The following is a 15,765-nucleotide window of genomic DNA, read 5'->3' as shown; positions in this document are numbered from 1 at the left end:
ACGCAGCACCCCGCGGACGTTTCCGCCGAGAACCGAGGAGAGCACATCGTGACCAGCAACCATCGCCCGGAGCCGCCCCTGACCGGCCTCCGCACCGCCCTCCGGCCCGTCCTCGCGCCGGTCCGGCGGTACGGGTCCGACCGGCGCGTCCTGGGCGTCGTCGTGCCGTCCGGGCTGGTCGTGCTCGGTCTGGTGAGCGCCGGCCTGGGCGGCGCGCCCCTGTCCGGCGTCCCGGTCATGGGCGGGGCCGTCGAGCCCGCCCCGCTGAGCGTGTCCCTCGGCAGGGTCGGAGCCGTCGCGTCGGCCGACCGCCCGACGACGCTCGCGCAGGTACTCGACGTCGTCGAGCGGGCGGAGCGGGCGGCGCAGACGCAGGGGAGCGCACTCTCGCCGCAGGTTCGACAGGTCGCCGCCGAGCTCGGTGGCCTGCTCAGCGTGTACCTCGCCCAGCAGGACGCGGCCGAGCGCGCGGAGCTCGCACCGCGGCAGGCCACCAGCCAGGACCTGCCGGTCGGGGACGAACCGTCGGCCGAGACGGTGTCCCACGTCGTGGCGTCGCCCGTCCCCCCTGCGGTCGGGTCCGAAGCGTCCGCGCCCGCGGAGACCGGCTCGGGCCCGGGCGCCTCGGAGGCGCCCAAGAGTGCCGCGACGACCACGGCACCCCCGCCGGGTGCCGACGTGGGCACCGACCTGGGCGCCGACGACGGCACCGACGACGGCGACGACCGCACGGAGCACCAGGGCGAGGTCACGTTCGACGACGTCGTCGAGGCGGCGATGCGGCTCTCCGTCCTGCTCGACCCGTCGAGCGGGGCACTGTCCTCGGGCATCGTCGTCATCGCGGCCGGACCCGCCGCCGCGGACGTGCCGCTCGGGACGGGGACGCTCGCCGATGCCCTGCGCGCCGTCGTCGACCGGTACGGCCGCTCGACCGCCGGCTACGCCAACGGGCACGTGCCCGCCTCGGTGCTGTGCCCGCTCGACTTCGCGCCCGGTCACCTGCTGAGGTGCGACGCCGCAGCGCAGCTCGAGGCTCTCAGCGTCGCCTACGAGGAGGAGTTCGGCAGGCCGATCCCGATCACCGACTCCTACCGGTCGTACGCGGCGCAGGTCGCGGTGCGGGCGGCGAAGCCGCACCTCGCGGCCGTACCCGGCACGTCGAACCACGGGTGGGGGATCGCCGTCGACCTCGGCCGACCGATCTCCGGTGGTGCCTCGGCCGAGTACGCCTGGCTGCGCGTGCACGGCCCGGACTACGGCTGGGACAACCCCGCCTGGGCGCGACCGGACGGGTCCAAGCCGGAGCCCTGGCACTTCGAGTTCTTCGGCGGGGGTCCCGTGCCCGACCGCGCCGTGAGCGTCGACGGCCTCTGGGCGGGCTCGTCGCAGCCGGACCAGGGTGCGGCGGGCATCCCGTTCGCACCGGGCAGCGGCTTCGGTCGCGACCCCTGGGCACCGGGCTCGACGGTCACCCCCGGCACGTCCGGGCCGACAGTTCCGGGAGCGCCGTCGTCGCCGTCGACCCCGACCCGGCCGCCGCGACCCACGCCGGACCCGGAACCCACGCCGGACCCGGATCCCACGCCGGACCCGACGCCCACGCCGGACCCGACGCCGACGCCGGACCCGGAGCCGACGCCGGACCCGACGCCGGACCCGACGCCGGACCCGACGCCGGACCCGACTCCCGACCCCACGCCGTCGCCCACGCCTGACCCGACGCCGACCCCCGACCCCACGCCGGACCCCGACCCCACGCCGGACCCCGACCCCACGCCGGACCCCGAGCCCACGCCGGAGCCGACGCCTGACCCCGAGCCCACGCCGGACCTCACGCCCGAGCCGGCACCCGAGCCGGCACCGACAGAGGCCGGGCAGGCGACCGCCGTCTGACCGACGTGACCCGTCGACCGCCGGTCTCCGCACGAGCGGTGTGCTGCTCGACGCAGCTCGTCGGGCGCGGCCTTCGTCCAGGGTCTGGTGCCACGGACGTCGCCGTGGCACGGTGTACCGCGACACCGTGGGCGCTCGGGCCCGCGGTGACGTGCTGACCAGACGAGGGAGTGCGGTCCATGGGCGACACCACGGGTGCCGGCGACGAGACCTACGACGCGATCGTCGTCGGGGCCGGGTACTCCGGCCTCGCGATGCTGCACCACCTGCGCGAGATCGGTCTGTCCACCCTCGTGGTCGACCGGGCCGACGGCGTCGGCGGCACGTGGTGGGCGAACCGCTACCCGGGCGTGCGCACCGACTCCGAGTACGACTCCTACGCGTTCTCGTTCTCCACCGAGGTGCGGGACGAGTGGGAGTGGACCGAGCGGTACCCGCGGGGCGAGGAGATCCGCGCCTACCTCGAGTTCGTCGCCGACCGGCTCGACCTGCGCCGGGACATCCGGCTGAGCACCACGGTCGAGAGGGCCGAGCACTCGGACGCCACCAACCTCTGGACGCTGACGCTCGCGGACGGCTCCCGGCTGCGGTCGACCTACCTCGTGTCGGCGACCGGTCTGCTCTCGCGGCCGGTGCTCCCGGCCGTCCCTGGGCTGGAGACGTTCGCCGGAGCGGCGCACCACTCGGCCCGCTGGCCGCACGAGGGCGTGGACCTGAGCGGCAAGCGCGTCGGGATGATCGGGGTCGGGGCGTCCGGGATCCAGATGCTGCCGGAGCTCGCCGCGCAGGCCGCCCACGTCACCGTCTTCCAGCGCACGCCGAACTACGTCGTCGAGTCGACGAGCCCTCCTGTCACCCCTGCGGAGCTCGCGTGGCTGCGCGAGAACTACGACGCGGTCTTCGAGCGTGCGGCCCGGCACCCGTTCGGGGTGCCGATGGAATTCCCCACGCACTCCGCGCTGGAGGTGGACGACGAGGAGCGGCGTCGTGTGTTCGAGTCGAAGTGGCAGGCGGGGGGATTCCACTTCGCGATGGAGTGCTTCACCGACCTCATGACGAGCCCAGCGGCCAGCGCGTACGCGTCCGAGTTCATCCGCGGCAAGATCCGGGAGATCGTCGCCGACCCCCGGATTGCGCAGACGCTCTCCCCGACGACCTACACCTTCATGGGCAAGCGCCCGCCCACCGGCCACGGCTACTACGACGCGTTCAACCGGGAGAACGTCGAGCTCGTGGACGTGCTCGCGTCACCGATCACCCAGGTCACGCCGCGCGGCGTGGTCGTCGACGGTGTCGAGCACGAGCTCGACGTGCTCGTGCTCGCGACCGGGTTCGACGCCATGACCGGCGCGCTGACGGCCATCGACGTCGTCGGGCGCGGGGGCGTCACGCTGCGCGAGCGGTGGGAGCGCGACGGCCTCCTGACCTACTTGGGGATCGCCGTCCACGGGTTCCCGAACTTCTTCATGTCGGTCGGCCCGCAGACCCCGCTGTCCAACCTGCCGGTCCCGGTCCAGCTCGGGGCGCAGTGGCTGCAGCGCGCGCTGTCGTTCGCGCGGGAGAACGGCGTGGACCGGCTCGAGCCGACGCGCAAGGCCGAGGACTGGTGGCGTGCGGAGACGGAGCGGGCCGGGCACGCCACGGTGATGTACGCGGAGGGCCGCAAGGCGGGCGCGTGGTTCGTCGGCGGCAACGTCCCCGGCAAGCGTGAGGAGATGGCCGTGTATCTCGGCGGCGGGCACGTCTACCAGGACCTGTGCGCCGAGGTCGAGGCGGAGGACTACGCCGGGCTCCGGCCGGACGCCGGCCTGTCCTCGGCCCATGTCCCGGCGGGAGAGACGCCGCAGGTCGCCTGACGCACGGCCTTGCTCACACGACTGCGTCGCTGGGCCACGCCGGTGGGGTCGCCGGGGGAGCGGCAGGCCTTCGCCTGCGCAGGCCGCGAACCAGGAGTGACGACCCGACCCCGGCGAAGACCACGCCCGCCCCACCGAGGATCACCTCAAGCGCATGATTGAGCGGGCCGCTGTCCAGTCGCGCGTCGGACGGGTCCGCAGGGTCGTGCAGGACCGTGACGTCGTCGCCGATCTCCGGGTGCGACGTGCCTGTCGCGGCGCTCACGACGGTGTACCGCTGACCGTCGGCCTCGAACTCGACGACGGGGTACTCCGCGCGGCTCGACGAGCGGCTCCCGTGCGACCCCCACCGCACGTCCAGGTCGACGACCGTGCCGGTCGTCCGCTCGGCCGTCTGCTGGAACGAGTACGTCGAGTACCCGATCACGACCGCGGCAACCACGAGCCCCAGCCCGACCGCGGCGAACACCGCTCCGACGATCATCCTCACCCGCACGTGCACGGACCGTTCCTCTCCCTCGTCCCGCCCCGACGGACGGTGCGGGCCACACCGTACCTGCGCAGCCGGTCCGCCCAAACCGATGTCCGGTCCCCGATCGGCGGGCGGCTACGTCGATCCACGAGCGATCAGCCCGGAGGCGGGCTCACGACCCCGGGCCACATCAGTCGCCTGCGGCGACCATCTTCCCGATCTCGTCGAGCACGATGTCGGGACGATCGGTCGCGACGTCGTGAGAGCTGCCCTCCGCGGTGACGAGCGTGCGGTCCGGGCCGGCCGCCACGAACGCGACTGCCGCGTCTCGCCAGCGCTGCGCGTCCTCCTGCAGACCGTCGAACGGTGTCTTTTCCGACACGATGACGGTGGCCGGGACGTCGTCCGGCCAGGACACCTGGTGGTAGGCCTGGTGCATCGGCGCGTAGTTCTCGGCAGTCGCGATCAGTTGCCGGTTCTGCTGGGTGGACGGGTCCGCCTTCGCGGCCTCGACCTGCGGCGTGCTCACGGAGATCAGGCGGGCGATCGTGTCGTCGGTGTAGAGCTGAGGCAGATTCGCGTCGACGAGCACCGCGCCGGAGACCAGCTGCGGGTTGTCGCGCGTGAAGTAGGTGGCGACCTCACCCGCTTGAGAGTGGGCCACCAGGACGACGTCCTCCGTGACATCGAGTGCGCGCAGACCGGTCTCCAGGTCGCTGACAGCGCTCTGCACGTCCCATGCGCCCGGTACCTCGTCACTGTCGCCGAGCCCTGCGCGGTCGTACGTGATGATCGTGGAGCCGGTGGCCGCCGCCAGCTGGGGAACCAGGTCGTCCCAGTACGAGGAGTCCATGCCCCCGCCCGCGTCCAGGACGAGGGCAGGAAGGTCGCCAGGCGTGAGGTGGAACGCCAGGCGGCGGCCGGCGCCGGCGTCGACCATGTGCAGCGCGGCATCGGCGGGTGCATCTGAGGCGGGTGCGGACGGCGTCGGCGGCGCCGACGAGGTAGGGCTCACCGAGACCGACGCGTCGCCGCACGCCGCGAGAGCTCCGGCGGTGACGGCGAGCAGGAGCATCGTCGGCAGCACGCGCCGCGCGCGTCGACGGTGCAGGTCGTTTCTCATCAGAGTGATCTCCTGGAGCAGTGGTTGCGTGGGGCCGAACGACCTCAATCCTCGCCGCGTGCAGGCTGCCGGACGATCCTGCTGTCCCGAGGAGTTCGGGCGGTCTTTCGGCACCCCACACGGAGGTCATCCCCCGTGCACCTGTGGCCGGACACAGAAGAGTCCGCACGGGCCGCCACCGGTGAGGTTTCGGCGGCCCGTGCGGACTCTTTGCGGACGAGGAGGGCTTGACCTGAGTCTTTGCCCAGGTCAGGGACCAGGAGGTCCTAGATGTCGTAGTAGAGCTCGAACTCGTGCGGGTGCGGGCGCAGACGGATCGGGTCGATCTCGTTGGTGCGCTTGTAGTCGATCCACGTCTGGATGAGGTCCGGCGTGAACACGTCGCCCTGCGTGAGGAACTCGTGGTCGGCCTCGAGGTTGTCCAGCGCCTCGCCGAGCGAGCCGGGGACCTGCGCGATCTGCGCGTGCTCCTCGGGGGGCAGCTCGTAGAGGTCCTTGTCGATCGGCTCCGGCGGCTCGATGCGGTTCTTGATGCCGTCGATGCCGGCGAGCAGCTGGGCCGCGAACGCGAGGTACGGGTTGGCCGACGGGTCCGGGACGCGGAACTCGACGCGCTTTGCGCCGGCGGACGAGCCGGTCACCGGGATGCGGATGCACGCGGAGCGGTTGCGGGCCGAGTAGACCAGGTTGACCGGGGCCTCGTAGCCCGGGACCAGGCGGTGGTAGGAGTTCACCGACGGGTTCGTGAACGCGAGGAGCGACGGCGCGTGCTTGAGCAGACCGCCGATGTACCAGCGCGCGATGTCCGACAGGCCGCCGTAGCCCTTCTCGTCGAAGAACAGCGGCTTGCCGTCCTTCCAGAGGGACTGGTGCGAGTGCATGCCCGAGCCGTTGTCACCGAAGATCGGCTTCGGCATGAACGTGACCGACTTGCCGGCCTCGAAGCCCACGTTGCGGATGACGTACTTGAACTTCATCAGGTCGTCGGCCGCGTGGAGCAGCGTGTTGAAGCGGTAGTTGATCTCCTGCTGGCCGGCGGTGCCCACCTCGTGGTGCGCGCGCTCGACCTCGAGGCCCACCGACTCCAGCGACGCGACCATGTCGTCGCGCAGGTCCGCGAAGCGGTCCGACGGGGAGACGGGGAAGTAGCCGCCCTTGTAGCGCGTCTTGTACGCGAGGTTGCCACCCTCCTCCTCGCGGCCCGTGTTCCACGCCGCCTCGACCGAGTCGAGGTAGTAGAAGCTCGAGTGCTGGTTCGTCGCGAAGCGGGCCTCGTCGAAGACGTAGAACTCGGCCTCGGGGGCGAAGAACGCCGTGTCCGCGATGCCGGTGGAGCGCAGGTACGCCTCGGCCTTCGCCGCGATGTTGCGGGGGTCGCGGGAGTACGGCTCGCCCGTGAACGGGTCGACGATGGAGAAGTTCACGACGAGCGTCTTGCGCTTGCGGAACGGGTCCACGAACGCGGTCTTGACGTCCGGCACGAGCTTCATGTCCGACTCGTGGATCGCCTGGAAGCCGCGGATCGAGGATCCGTCGAACATCAGGCCGTCCTCGAACGCCGCCTCGTCGAACTGCGAGACGGGGATGTTGAAGTGCTGCATGATGCCGGGCAGGTCGCAGAACCGGACGTCGACGAACTCGACGCCCTCGTTCCGCGTGAAGGCGATTGCCTCCTCCGCGTTGTTGAACATCCGTTGCTCCTTGATCGGTGGTGCCGTCGGGCTGCGCGGCACGAGCCGCTGACGTGGCGCCCACGAACCTAGGCCGCGGCGGTTTCCTCGCCGTGTACCCCTTGTTTCGGGCGTGTTACGTCCCGCGTCCCTGTGTGACGGTCGTGCTACGCGAGGGCGCGCCCGACCCGCGCGGGTCGGGCGCCGTGACGCACAGTACCGCCGTGCGCCCCGCGGGCGTCGCGGGTGTCCATGCGCGGGCACGTACGCTGGACCCGTGGTTTCACGCGAGGAAATGGGTTCGTGGCTCGAGGGCACCCCCGGGGGTCGGCAGGACGGGCGCGGCGCCCGTCTCGGGCTCCCGCCCGAGGGGCCCGGCTCGCTCGCGACGCTCGGACGGCGCCTTGTCGCGCTCGTGATCGACTGGACGCTCGCGACGCTCGTCGCGTACCTGTTCTTCCGGCCGAGTGCGCCTGGGCTCCTGGAGGGGATCTCCGCACTGCCCGTGTGGTCGCAGCCGCTCGTGTTCGCGATCGAGAACGTGCTGCTCGTCAGCACGCTCGGCTTCACCGTCGGTCACCGGCTCCTCGGCATGCGCGTCCACCGGCTCGCGGCCCCCACGCGCATGGTCGGCGTCGGGCGCGCGCTGCTGCGCACCGCGCTCCTGCTGCTCGTCATCCCCGCGGTCGTCTGGGACTCCGACGGACGCGGCCTGCACGACCGGGCCGCCGGTACCGTGCTCGTCCGCACCTGAAGGCCCGAGGTACTACCTCGTAGGACCGGGGTACTACCTCGCGCGATGCGCCGGGACGACGACGCCCGGCGGGTGAGGAGGTGCTCCTCGCCGGCCGGGCGTCGTCGTGCAGCGGTACAGGGACGTGCAGCGGTGCAGGACCGGTCAGCGGCCCTTCATGCCCTTGCGGTCGGGGCGCGCGCGCGTCGGGTCGATGCCCTTGGGGATCGGTAGCTTGGCGGCGCCGAGGGCGCGCAGGCGCTTGGAGACCTGCGCCGTCTCGGGCTTGGTGAGGGTCGGCTTGAGCTTCTGCACGGTGCGCGGGAGCTTCTGCAGCGCGACCTGGCCTTCGTCGTTGCCGACCTGGATCGTCGTCACCGGGACGTTCGGCAGGACGCGGGTCACGCGCTTGCGCTCGCTCTCGAGGAGCTTGTTCGCGCGGTGCGCCGGGCCCTCGCTGACGAGCACGACGCCCGCGCGCCCGACGCCGCGGAACACGAGGTCCTGGGTGCGGGGGTCGATCGCGACGGGCTCCTCGTCGAAGGTCCAGCCGCGGCGGATCGTGCCGAGCGCGGCGCGTGCTGCGCCCGGCTGGCCCTCGATCTGGCTGTAGGCGGCGCGCTCGGCGCGCCGGGTGAGCACGAACATCGCCCCGAGCAGCCCGAACGGGATGCCGACGATGAGCGTGTAGACCCACTGGCCCCACCACAGGCCGATGCCCACGGCGACCGCCACGATCCCGAGGAACACGCCGAGCATGATCCACGTGACCGCGGGGTCCTGCTTGCGCGTCATCTGGTACGCGGCCCACACCTGGTGGTACCAGCGCTGCTTCTTGGGCTTCTTCTGCTTGCCGACCTGCTCGCCGGCCGCGGGCGCGCCGGTGGCGTCGGAGTTCTTGCGGGCCATGGTCCCTCAGTCTAGTGCGGTGCGCGGGAGTCTAGTGCTGGGCGCGGGCGAGGAGGCTCGCGGCCTCTTGGCGCGACGTCGTCGGCTCGGCGAGGTGCGCGAGCGCGGCGGGGATCTCCATGCCGCGGCGCGTCATCGCCTGGCCCCACAGACGACCGGCCCGGTACGACGACCGCACGAGCGGTCCCGACATGACGCCGAGGAACCCGATCTCCTCGGCCGCGTCGGAGAGCTCGGCGAACTCCTCCGGCCTGACCCACCGGTCGACCGGGTGGTGGCGCACCGACGGCCGCAGGTACTGCGTGATGGTCACGAGGTCGCAGCCCGCGTCGTGGAGGTCCTGCAGCGCGTCCTTCGCCTCCTCGATCGTCTCGCCCATGCCGAGGATGATGTTGGACTTCGTCACGAGGCCGGCCTCGCGGGCGCGCGTCAGCACGGACAGCGAGCGCTCGTAGCGGAAGCCCGGGCGGATCTGCTTGAAGATGCGCGGCACGGTCTCGAGGTTGTGGGCCAGGACCTCGGGCCGGGAGCCGTTGACCTCGTCGAGCAGCTCGGGGATCGCGTTGAAGTCGGGGATGAGCAGCTCGACGCCGGTGCCCGGGTTGAGCGCGTGGATCTGGCGCACGGTCTCGGCGTAGAGCCAGGCACCGCCGTCGGGCAGGTCGTCGCGCGCGACGCCCGTGATGGTCGAGTAGCGCAGCCCCATCGCCTGGACGGACTCGGCGACGCGGCGCGGCTCGTCGGCGTCGAAGTCGGCGGGCTTGCCCGTGTCGATCTGGCAGAAGTCGCACCGCCGCGTGCACTGGTCACCGCCGATGAGGAACGTCGCCTCGCGGTCCTCCCAGCACTCGAAGATGTTGGGACAGCCCGCCTCCTCGCAGACCGTGTGCAGCCCTTCGCGCTTCACGAGCCCCTTGAGCTCGGAGTACTCCGGGCCCATGGTCGCGCGGGTCTTGATCCACTCGGGCTTCTTCTCGATCGGCGTCGCGGCGTTGCGGGCCTCGACCCGCAGCATGCGCCGTCCTTCTGGTGCGATCGTCACGGGTGTCTCCCGGTCGTCGTGGCGAGTGAACGCCGACGTCGCCGCGCAGGCGGGTGGGCGGCGCACCGTTCGGGTGCGGTCGCCCGGAGTACGACGCCGGACTCCGGTCAGACTACGCGCTCGTCCGGGCTCGTCTCCCGGTCGGGACCACCCTGTGGACGTGACGTCAGCGACACTCCGGTGACGACGAGCAGGACCGCGGCGAGCACGGGCACGACGAACGCGGCCGTCGTCGAGATCGTGTCCGCGGCGGCCCCTCCGCCCGCCGCCCCGATCGCCACGCCCACGACGTTCGCGCTGGCCACGAGCGTCATCGCGGACGCGGTCCGCCCCGCCGGCGCGCGGTCGCCCGCGACCGTGAACACCGTCACCATGACCGGCCCGACGAACAGGCCGGTCGCGGCGACGGCGACGACCACCGCCGGGAGCGACCCGCCCGCCGCGGCGAGCGCGAGCGCCACCGCGCCCAGCAGGAGCCCGCCCGCGAACGTGACCCAGCGGCCGCGCTGGCTCCAGCGGCGGGGGAGCGCGACGACCGCGAGCGCGGTGACGGCCGAGCCGACGCCCAGGACCGCGTAGACGAGTCCCGCGCTGCCCGGGACGCCCGCGTCGCGCGTGAACGCGGTGAGCGCCGCCTGGGTCCCGCCGAACAGCAGGCCCATCGCGAGCATGCCGACCAGGACGACCCCTTCCTGACGTACGAGCGCCAGGATCCCGCCGGTGGCACGGGGGCGGACGCCGTGATCCGTGGCCTCCCCGTCGGGCAGGCGGGCCGCACCGGCGTGCACGGTGGCCGCGCGCGACGTCGGGTGCAGCGCGAACGCGGTACCGAAGACGGCGATGCCACCGGCCGCGACGAGGACCGCGACCTGCGGGGAGCCGGCCGAGGCGAGGATCCCGACGAGCGCGGGGCCGAGCACGAAGCTCACCTCGTCGGCGGTGCTCTCGTAGCCCATCGCGGCGGCGAGAGTGCGCGGCTCGCGGGCCGCGAGGCGCAGCCACCGCACGCGGGCCAGCGGCCCGACCTGCGGCACGCTCGCGCCGGTCGCCGCGGCGACGGCGAGTACGGCGGCGAGGGGGGCGGGCCCTTCCGGACCGGTCGTCACCGCGACGAGCGCGAGGACGGCGAGGGTCGCGACGGGGACGGCGACGAGCAGCACGGCCCGCTGCCCGACGCGGTCGGCCAGGGCGCCCTGCGTCGGGCCGCCGACCGCCGTGCCGATCGCGGTCGCCGCGGACGCGAGCCCGCCGACGGCGACGGAGGACGTCGCCGAGGTGACGAGGAGCAGGGTCCCGATGGTCAGCATCGAGAACGGCAGCCGGGCGAGGAACGCGACGGGCAGGAAGGCGCGGCCCGCGAGCTGGGGGAGACGTGCGTACCCGGCGCGTGCCGGCGCCGGGCGGGGCACGCCGGCGGCGGGCCCAGGGGAGGAGTCAGGTGCGCGCGACGTGCTGCGCGCGGGGGTGGTGGTCATGCGGTCCAGGTCCTCGAGGGTGCGTCGGGCCGCACGCCGACCCACCCGTACTCCGGCGCGCGAGGTTTCCCTGGTCCCTCCAGGTTATCGGCTGCTACCCGCTGCTAGGCCGTCAGAGCCGTGCCCGACGGCGAGGCCACGGCTCCGCCCTGGTCGCGCAGCGGCGCGAGCGCGTCCTCCAGCGCGGCCACGAGCAGCGGCGCGACCTCGGCGAGCGTCACGGCGCGGCCGAGCTCGGCGGTGAGCGACGTCACGTCGGCGTCCTCGATCCCGCACGGGACGATCCGGTCGAAGCGCGAGAGGTCGGGGTCGCAGTTCAGCGCGAGGCCGTGCATCGTGACGCCGCGCGCCACCCGCACGCCGATGGCGCACACCTTGCGCTCGCGCCGGGTCGCGTCGGCGGCGAGCCACACCCCGCTGCGCCCCTCGACGCGGATGGTCTCCAGGCCCAGGCCCGCGCACACCACCATGACCGCGTCCTCGAGCGCGCGGACGTACGCGACGACGTCGACCGGCTCGGCGAGCCGGACGATCGGGTAGACGACCTGCTGCCCGGGGCCGTGCCACGTGATCTTCCCGCCCCGGTCGACGTCGACGACGGGCGTGCCGTCGTCCGGGCGATCGGTGCGGTTCGTGCGGCGACCGGCCGTGTACACGTCCGGGTGCTCCACGAAGAGGAGGGTGTCCTCGCGCGCGCCGGACGCCACGGCGTCGTGCACGGAACGCTGGAGCTCCCACGCCTCGTGGTAGTCCGTCCGGCCGGGCAGGGTGAGCACGTCCATCGGGCCAGGCTAGTCCTCGTCGCGCGGTGCGCGCGGCGCTGTGGGCAACGTCTCCAGCATCGCCAGCAGCAGCTCGCGCAGCGCGGCGACCTGGTCGTCGTCGAGGCCGCGCGTCGCGAGGTCCTCGGCGGGGCGCCGACGGGCGGCCGTGAGACCGGCGGCACGACCGGCGTCCGTGATCGCGACGACCCGACGGCGTCGGTCCTCGGGATCACCGGCCCGCGTGACGTAGCCCGAGCGCTCGAGACGCGCGACGATGCGGCTCATCGTCTGCTCCGTCACGCCGGAGTCGGTGGCGAGCTCGCGCTGCGACCGAGGGCCGCGCAGCAGGTGCATGAGCACGGGGAACCCGGCGTGGTTGAGGTCCCACTGCCCGAGGTGCGCGTTCCACGACCGCTCGATGCGGCGGGCGACGGCGAACAGGATCCGTCCCGTGGGCCACCCGGTCGGGTCGGAAGAGGCGGGATCGGCGTCAGCATCGGCGAACGAGGGGGCTGCGGACGTGGGGTCGGCGAAGGTCGGGTCGGCGTCCGACCCGTCGGCACGGCGCACGGCCGGTCTCTCCACGTGCATTCCTCCCTCCGCCATGGCACCATTCCTCAGCATGCTGAGCAACAGGACGAGCGGGTTCCTCCGCGGGCTGATCATTGTCGCAGTCATCGGTGTGTGGTTGGCGATCGGCTCGCTCGGCGGACAGGCGCAGGGGAAGCTCAGCACGGTCCAGACGAACGACGCCGCGGCGTTCCTCCCGGCGAGCGCCGAGTCCACGCAGGCCGCGGAGCTCGCGAGCGAGTTCGTGGACACCGAGTCGCTCCCGGCGCTGGTCGTCGCCACGACGGGGGACGGGTCGGCCCTCGCCCCCGACGACCTCGCCGCGCTCGAGGAGTACGCCGCGGCCGTGCCGGACGCGGAGCTCGAGGGCACCTCCGGCGACGAGCCGCGGACCGTCGGCGACGTGTCCACGGCGGACCCCGTCGTCGTCACGTCCGAGGACGGGGAGGCGGCGCTCGTCGTGGTCTCGCTCGACGCGGCCGTCGCGTCCGACAGCGTCGGCGCGGACGAGGACAGCGTGAGCGAGCTCGCCGTCGGCGCGCTGCGCGACCTCGCCGCGGCGGACGCGGCGGACGGCGGGCTCGGCGGGACCGACCTCGACGTCTACGTCACCGGGCCGGCCGGCTTCGTCGCGGACCTCGTCACCGCGTTCGGCGGCATCGACACGGTCCTGCTCCTCGTCGCCCTCGGCGCCGTGCTGGTCATCCTCGCGGTCGTCTACCGCTCGCCCGTGCTGCCGTTCCTCGTCATCCTCACCGCGGTCCTCGCGCTGACGCTCGCGGGCCTCGTCGTCTACCACCTCGCCGCGGCCGACGTCCTCACGCTCAACGGGCAGTCCCAGGGCATCCTCTCGATCCTCGTCGTCGGCGCCGCGGTCGACTACTCGCTGCTCGTCGTCGCGCGGTACCGCGAGGAGCTGCGGCACGTGCGCTCGACCGTGACGGCGCTGCGCCGGGCGGTCCGCGCGTCGGTCGAGCCGATCGCCGCGAGCGCGGGCACCGTGATCGCCGGTCTGCTGTGCCTCCTGCTGTCCGACCTCGCCTCCAACCGCAGCCTCGGGCCCGTCGCGGCCATCGGCATCGCCGCGGCCTTCGTGGCCGCGCTCACCCTGCTGCCCGCGCTCCTCCTCGTCGCCGGGCAGCGCTCGCGCGCCCTGTTCTGGCCGCGCATGCCCCGGTTCGCGGGAGAGCACGCGCTGCCCGACGACGCCGCCCCCGGTGCGGGCGCGGACGTCGCCACCGCCGCGACGTCGTCCGAGGACGTCGTGAGCGTCGAGGGCCACGGGGTCTGGTCGCGCGTCGCGAGCTTCGTCGGGCGGCACGACCGGCCGGTCTGGATCGTGACCGCGCTCGTCCTCGCCGCGTGCGCCGCGTTCGTGCCGACGCTCGACGCGAGCGGCACCGGCGACTCCGAGGTGTTCCTCACGCAGGTGGACTCGGTCGACGGCGAGGAGGTCCTCACCGAGCACTTCGAGGGCGTCTCCGCGCAACCGGCGATCGTCGTCGCGCCCGAGGACGACCTGCAGGCCGTCCTGGACGCCGCCGAGGCGACCGACGGCGTCGCCTCGGCGACCCCCGTGACCGACCAGCCCGCGCCCGCGCCGGGCGCACCGGCGCAGGGCGACCCGCTCGTGGTCGACGGGCAGGTGCGGGTCGACGTGACGACGGACGCGCCGTCGGACAGCCAGGAGGCCGTCGAGACGGTGTCCGCGCTGCGGGACACGGTGCACGACGTCTCGCCCGACGCCCTGGTCGGCGGAGCGGCGGCGGAGCGGCTCGACACGCAGCTCGCGGGGCAGAGCGACCTGCGGACCATCGTGCCCGTCGTGCTCGTCGTGATCCTGCTCATCCTCATCCTGCTCCTGCGCTCGGTCCTCGCCCCCGTGCTGCTCATGGCGGCGAACGTCCTGTCGTTCGGCGCCGCGCTCGGTGTCGCGGCCCTCGTGTTCAACCACGTCCTCGACTTCCCCGGGGCCGATCCCGCCGTGCCGCTCTACGCGTTCTGCTTCCTCGTGGCGCTCGGCGTGGACTACTCGATCTTCCTCATGACGCGCGTGCGCGAGGAGAGCCTCCGGGTCGGGACCCGGCGCGGCGTGCTGCGCGCGCTGGCGGTCACCGGGTCCGTCATCACCTCGGCCGGCGTGGTCCTCGCGGCCACGTTCGCGGCGCTCGGGATCATCCCGCTGCTGTTCCTCGCCCAGCTCGCCTTCATCGTGGCGTTCGGCGTGCTCGTGGACACGCTGATCGTGCGCAGCCTGCTGGTGCCGGCGCTCGTGCACGACGTCGGGCGTCGGTCGTGGTGGCCGAGCGCGCTCGGGCGTACCGACGGGGGCTCGACCGCGCCGGAGGAGCCGGCCGCGACGGCGCCGCCCGCGGAGGGCGCCGCGAGGTGAGGGCGGCGCTCAGCCCGCGGGGACCGGCTCGGCCGGGCAGTCCGCGAGGACGCGCTCCATCGCCTCGGCCTCGGACGGCGTGACGGACAGCCCGTACTCCGCCTTCACGGCGATCTGCCGCGCCACGTACGGGCAGCGGAACGCGTGGTTCGGCGGGAGCCAGGCGGAGGCGTCGCGCGCGCCCTTCGCCTGGTTGGACGGTCCGTCCGCGGCCAGGAGGTTGAGCGGGTCGTTCGCGAACCGCGTGCGCGTCTGCGCGTCCCAGGAGCGCGCGCCCTTGCGCCACGCGTCGAGCAGCGGCACGACGTGGTCGATCTGGACGGCCGCGCTCGTCGCGTTGCCGCGGCGGAAGTCGATCGTCTCCCCGGTGTACGGGTCGAGGAACGTGCCCGTGCGGACCTCGCACGGCTCGCCCCGCGTGGAGAACGTGAGGTCCGTGAGGTCGCGCGCGAGGACGTCGTTGCGCGTGTCGCAGCCGTTGTCGTCGACGTCGACCCAGGCGCTGCCGAACTCCGCCCGCTCGTAGCCGGTGTCGGGCCCGGGTCCCTTGACCTCCAGCCCGGAGAGGACGGCGAGCGCGCTGCCGCTGCTCGGCGCAGGCTCCGGTGCGTCCACGGCGGCCGACCGCTCGCCGAGCACGTTCGCGAGGACGATGAGGACGGCGAGCGCCACGAGCGCGTAGCGCAGGGCGGTGCGTCGGGGAACCCGACGGTTCGTGGTGCTCAAGGGACGACCTTCCCGAATCCGATCCTCTACCCGGGTGCGCAGGAGCCGCACGCACTACACCAATCCGGACCAACGCGCACATTCTGCCAGGTCCGGACGGATGGTCCGACCCGGTCTCGAACCGTCGTGGGGCAGGGCCC

The 15,765-nt window shown here is 73.3% G+C and carries 13 protein-coding genes; 4 read left to right on the top strand and 9 right to left on the bottom strand.

The annotated features are described in order from the left end of the window. Positions 1 to 48 precede the first annotated feature (48 nt). Both AC4H2G_RS07010 and AC4H2G_RS07005 read left to right on the top strand, forming a co-directional pair. Complete coding sequence (locus AC4H2G_RS07010; protein ID WP_494365049.1) at positions 49 to 1,893, top strand: M15 family metallopeptidase; 1,845 nt, start codon at positions 49 to 51, stop codon at positions 1,891 to 1,893. A gap of 179 nt (positions 1,894 to 2,072) precedes the next feature. Then, on the top strand, positions 2,073 to 3,749 hold the full coding sequence (locus tag AC4H2G_RS07005) for a flavin-containing monooxygenase (RefSeq protein ID WP_494365048.1): 1,677 nt from the start codon (positions 2,073 to 2,075) through the stop codon (positions 3,747 to 3,749). Between the two features lie 13 nt (positions 3,750 to 3,762). Here AC4H2G_RS07005 and AC4H2G_RS07000 read toward each other — a convergent pair whose 3' ends face one another. The 3 genes from AC4H2G_RS07000 to glnA all read right to left on the bottom strand — a co-directional run bounded on the left by AC4H2G_RS07000 (position 3,763) and on the right by glnA (position 7,035). Continuing rightward, positions 3,763 to 4,233, bottom strand: coding sequence for a DUF3592 domain-containing protein (locus AC4H2G_RS07000; protein WP_494365368.1), 471 nt, complete (start codon positions 4,231 to 4,233; stop codon positions 3,763 to 3,765). A 178-nt stretch (positions 4,234 to 4,411) separates the two neighbouring features. Next, the gene (locus AC4H2G_RS06995; protein ID WP_494365047.1) at positions 4,412 to 5,344 is read right to left on the bottom strand and encodes an alpha/beta fold hydrolase; all 933 of its coding nucleotides are present in this window, start codon (positions 5,342 to 5,344) and stop codon (positions 4,412 to 4,414) included. Positions 5,345 to 5,610: 266 nt separating this feature from the next. After that, positions 5,611 to 7,035 (bottom strand): type I glutamate--ammonia ligase, encoded by a 1,425-nt coding sequence (glnA, locus tag AC4H2G_RS06990; protein WP_494365046.1) that lies wholly within the window; start codon positions 7,033 to 7,035, stop codon positions 5,611 to 5,613. Positions 7,036 to 7,291: 256 nt separating this feature from the next. On the opposite strand from glnA, the gene AC4H2G_RS06985 reads away from it, so the two are divergent. Next, positions 7,292 to 7,768: an RDD family protein gene (locus AC4H2G_RS06985; RefSeq protein ID WP_494365045.1), complete on the top strand. Its 477-nt coding sequence runs from the start codon at positions 7,292 to 7,294 to the stop codon at positions 7,766 to 7,768. 144 nt (positions 7,769 to 7,912) lie between these two features. Here AC4H2G_RS06985 and AC4H2G_RS06980 read toward each other — a convergent pair whose 3' ends face one another. From AC4H2G_RS06980 to AC4H2G_RS06960, 5 genes are all read right to left on the bottom strand, one after another. Beyond that, positions 7,913 to 8,656 (bottom strand): DUF4191 domain-containing protein, encoded by a 744-nt coding sequence (locus tag AC4H2G_RS06980; RefSeq protein WP_494365044.1) that lies wholly within the window; start codon positions 8,654 to 8,656, stop codon positions 7,913 to 7,915. Between the two features lie 31 nt (positions 8,657 to 8,687). Continuing rightward, positions 8,688 to 9,698 (bottom strand): lipoyl synthase, encoded by a 1,011-nt coding sequence (gene lipA / locus AC4H2G_RS06975; RefSeq protein ID WP_494365043.1) that lies wholly within the window; start codon positions 9,696 to 9,698, stop codon positions 8,688 to 8,690. Between the two features lie 107 nt (positions 9,699 to 9,805). After that, positions 9,806 to 11,173, bottom strand: a complete 1,368-nt coding sequence (locus AC4H2G_RS06970; protein WP_494365042.1) for an MFS transporter — start codon at positions 11,171 to 11,173, stop codon at positions 9,806 to 9,808. 104 nt (positions 11,174 to 11,277) lie between these two features. Then, positions 11,278 to 11,955 carry a lipoyl(octanoyl) transferase LipB gene (gene lipB, locus AC4H2G_RS06965; RefSeq protein ID WP_494365041.1) on the bottom strand — a complete coding sequence of 226 codons (678 nt, stop codon included), beginning with the start codon at positions 11,953 to 11,955 and terminating at the stop codon, positions 11,278 to 11,280. A gap of 9 nt (positions 11,956 to 11,964) precedes the next feature. Next, positions 11,965 to 12,528 (bottom strand): MarR family winged helix-turn-helix transcriptional regulator, encoded by a 564-nt coding sequence (locus AC4H2G_RS06960; RefSeq protein ID WP_494365040.1) that lies wholly within the window; start codon positions 12,526 to 12,528, stop codon positions 11,965 to 11,967. A gap of 31 nt (positions 12,529 to 12,559) precedes the next feature. On the opposite strand from AC4H2G_RS06960, the gene AC4H2G_RS06955 reads away from it, so the two are divergent. Then, complete coding sequence (locus tag AC4H2G_RS06955; protein ID WP_494365039.1) at positions 12,560 to 14,899, top strand: MMPL family transporter; 2,340 nt, start codon at positions 12,560 to 12,562, stop codon at positions 14,897 to 14,899. Positions 14,900 to 14,908: 9 nt separating this feature from the next. On the opposite strand, the gene AC4H2G_RS06950 is transcribed toward AC4H2G_RS06955, so the two are convergent. Further along, positions 14,909 to 15,625, bottom strand: a complete 717-nt coding sequence (locus tag AC4H2G_RS06950; protein WP_494365038.1) for an HNH endonuclease family protein — start codon at positions 15,623 to 15,625, stop codon at positions 14,909 to 14,911. Positions 15,626 to 15,765 lie beyond the last annotated feature (140 nt).

The sequence above is a fragment of the Cellulosimicrobium sp. BMG9.23 genome, assembly GCF_059159985.1.
Note: the sequence above shows the minus strand (reverse complement) of the source record. Positions and strands in the feature narration are given on the sequence as shown.

What these genes read in the sequence shown, in the direction of transcription:
- AC4H2G_RS07005 (WP_494365048.1), top strand. Translation starts at nt 2,073, where the DNA reads ATGGGCGACACCACGGGTGCCGGCGACGAGACCTACGACGCGATCGTC.
- AC4H2G_RS07000 (WP_494365368.1), bottom strand. Translation starts at nt 4,233, where the DNA reads ATGATCGTCGGAGCGGTGTTCGCCGCGGTCGGGCTGGGGCTCGTGGTT.
- AC4H2G_RS06995 (WP_494365047.1), bottom strand. Translation starts at nt 5,344, where the DNA reads ATGAGAAACGACCTGCACCGTCGACGCGCGCGGCGCGTGCTGCCGACG.
- glnA (WP_494365046.1), bottom strand. Translation starts at nt 7,035, where the DNA reads ATGTTCAACAACGCGGAGGAGGCAATCGCCTTCACGCGGAACGAGGGC.
- AC4H2G_RS06980 (WP_494365044.1), bottom strand. Translation starts at nt 8,656, where the DNA reads ATGGCCCGCAAGAACTCCGACGCCACCGGCGCGCCCGCGGCCGGCGAG.
- AC4H2G_RS06970 (WP_494365042.1), bottom strand. Translation starts at nt 11,173, where the DNA reads ATGACCACCACCCCCGCGCGCAGCACGTCGCGCGCACCTGACTCCTCC.
- lipB (WP_494365041.1), bottom strand. Translation starts at nt 11,955, where the DNA reads ATGGACGTGCTCACCCTGCCCGGCCGGACGGACTACCACGAGGCGTGG.
- AC4H2G_RS06960 (WP_494365040.1), bottom strand. Translation starts at nt 12,528, where the DNA reads ATGCACGTGGAGAGACCGGCCGTGCGCCGTGCCGACGGGTCGGACGCC.
- AC4H2G_RS06955 (WP_494365039.1), top strand. Translation starts at nt 12,560, where the DNA reads ATGCTGAGCAACAGGACGAGCGGGTTCCTCCGCGGGCTGATCATTGTC.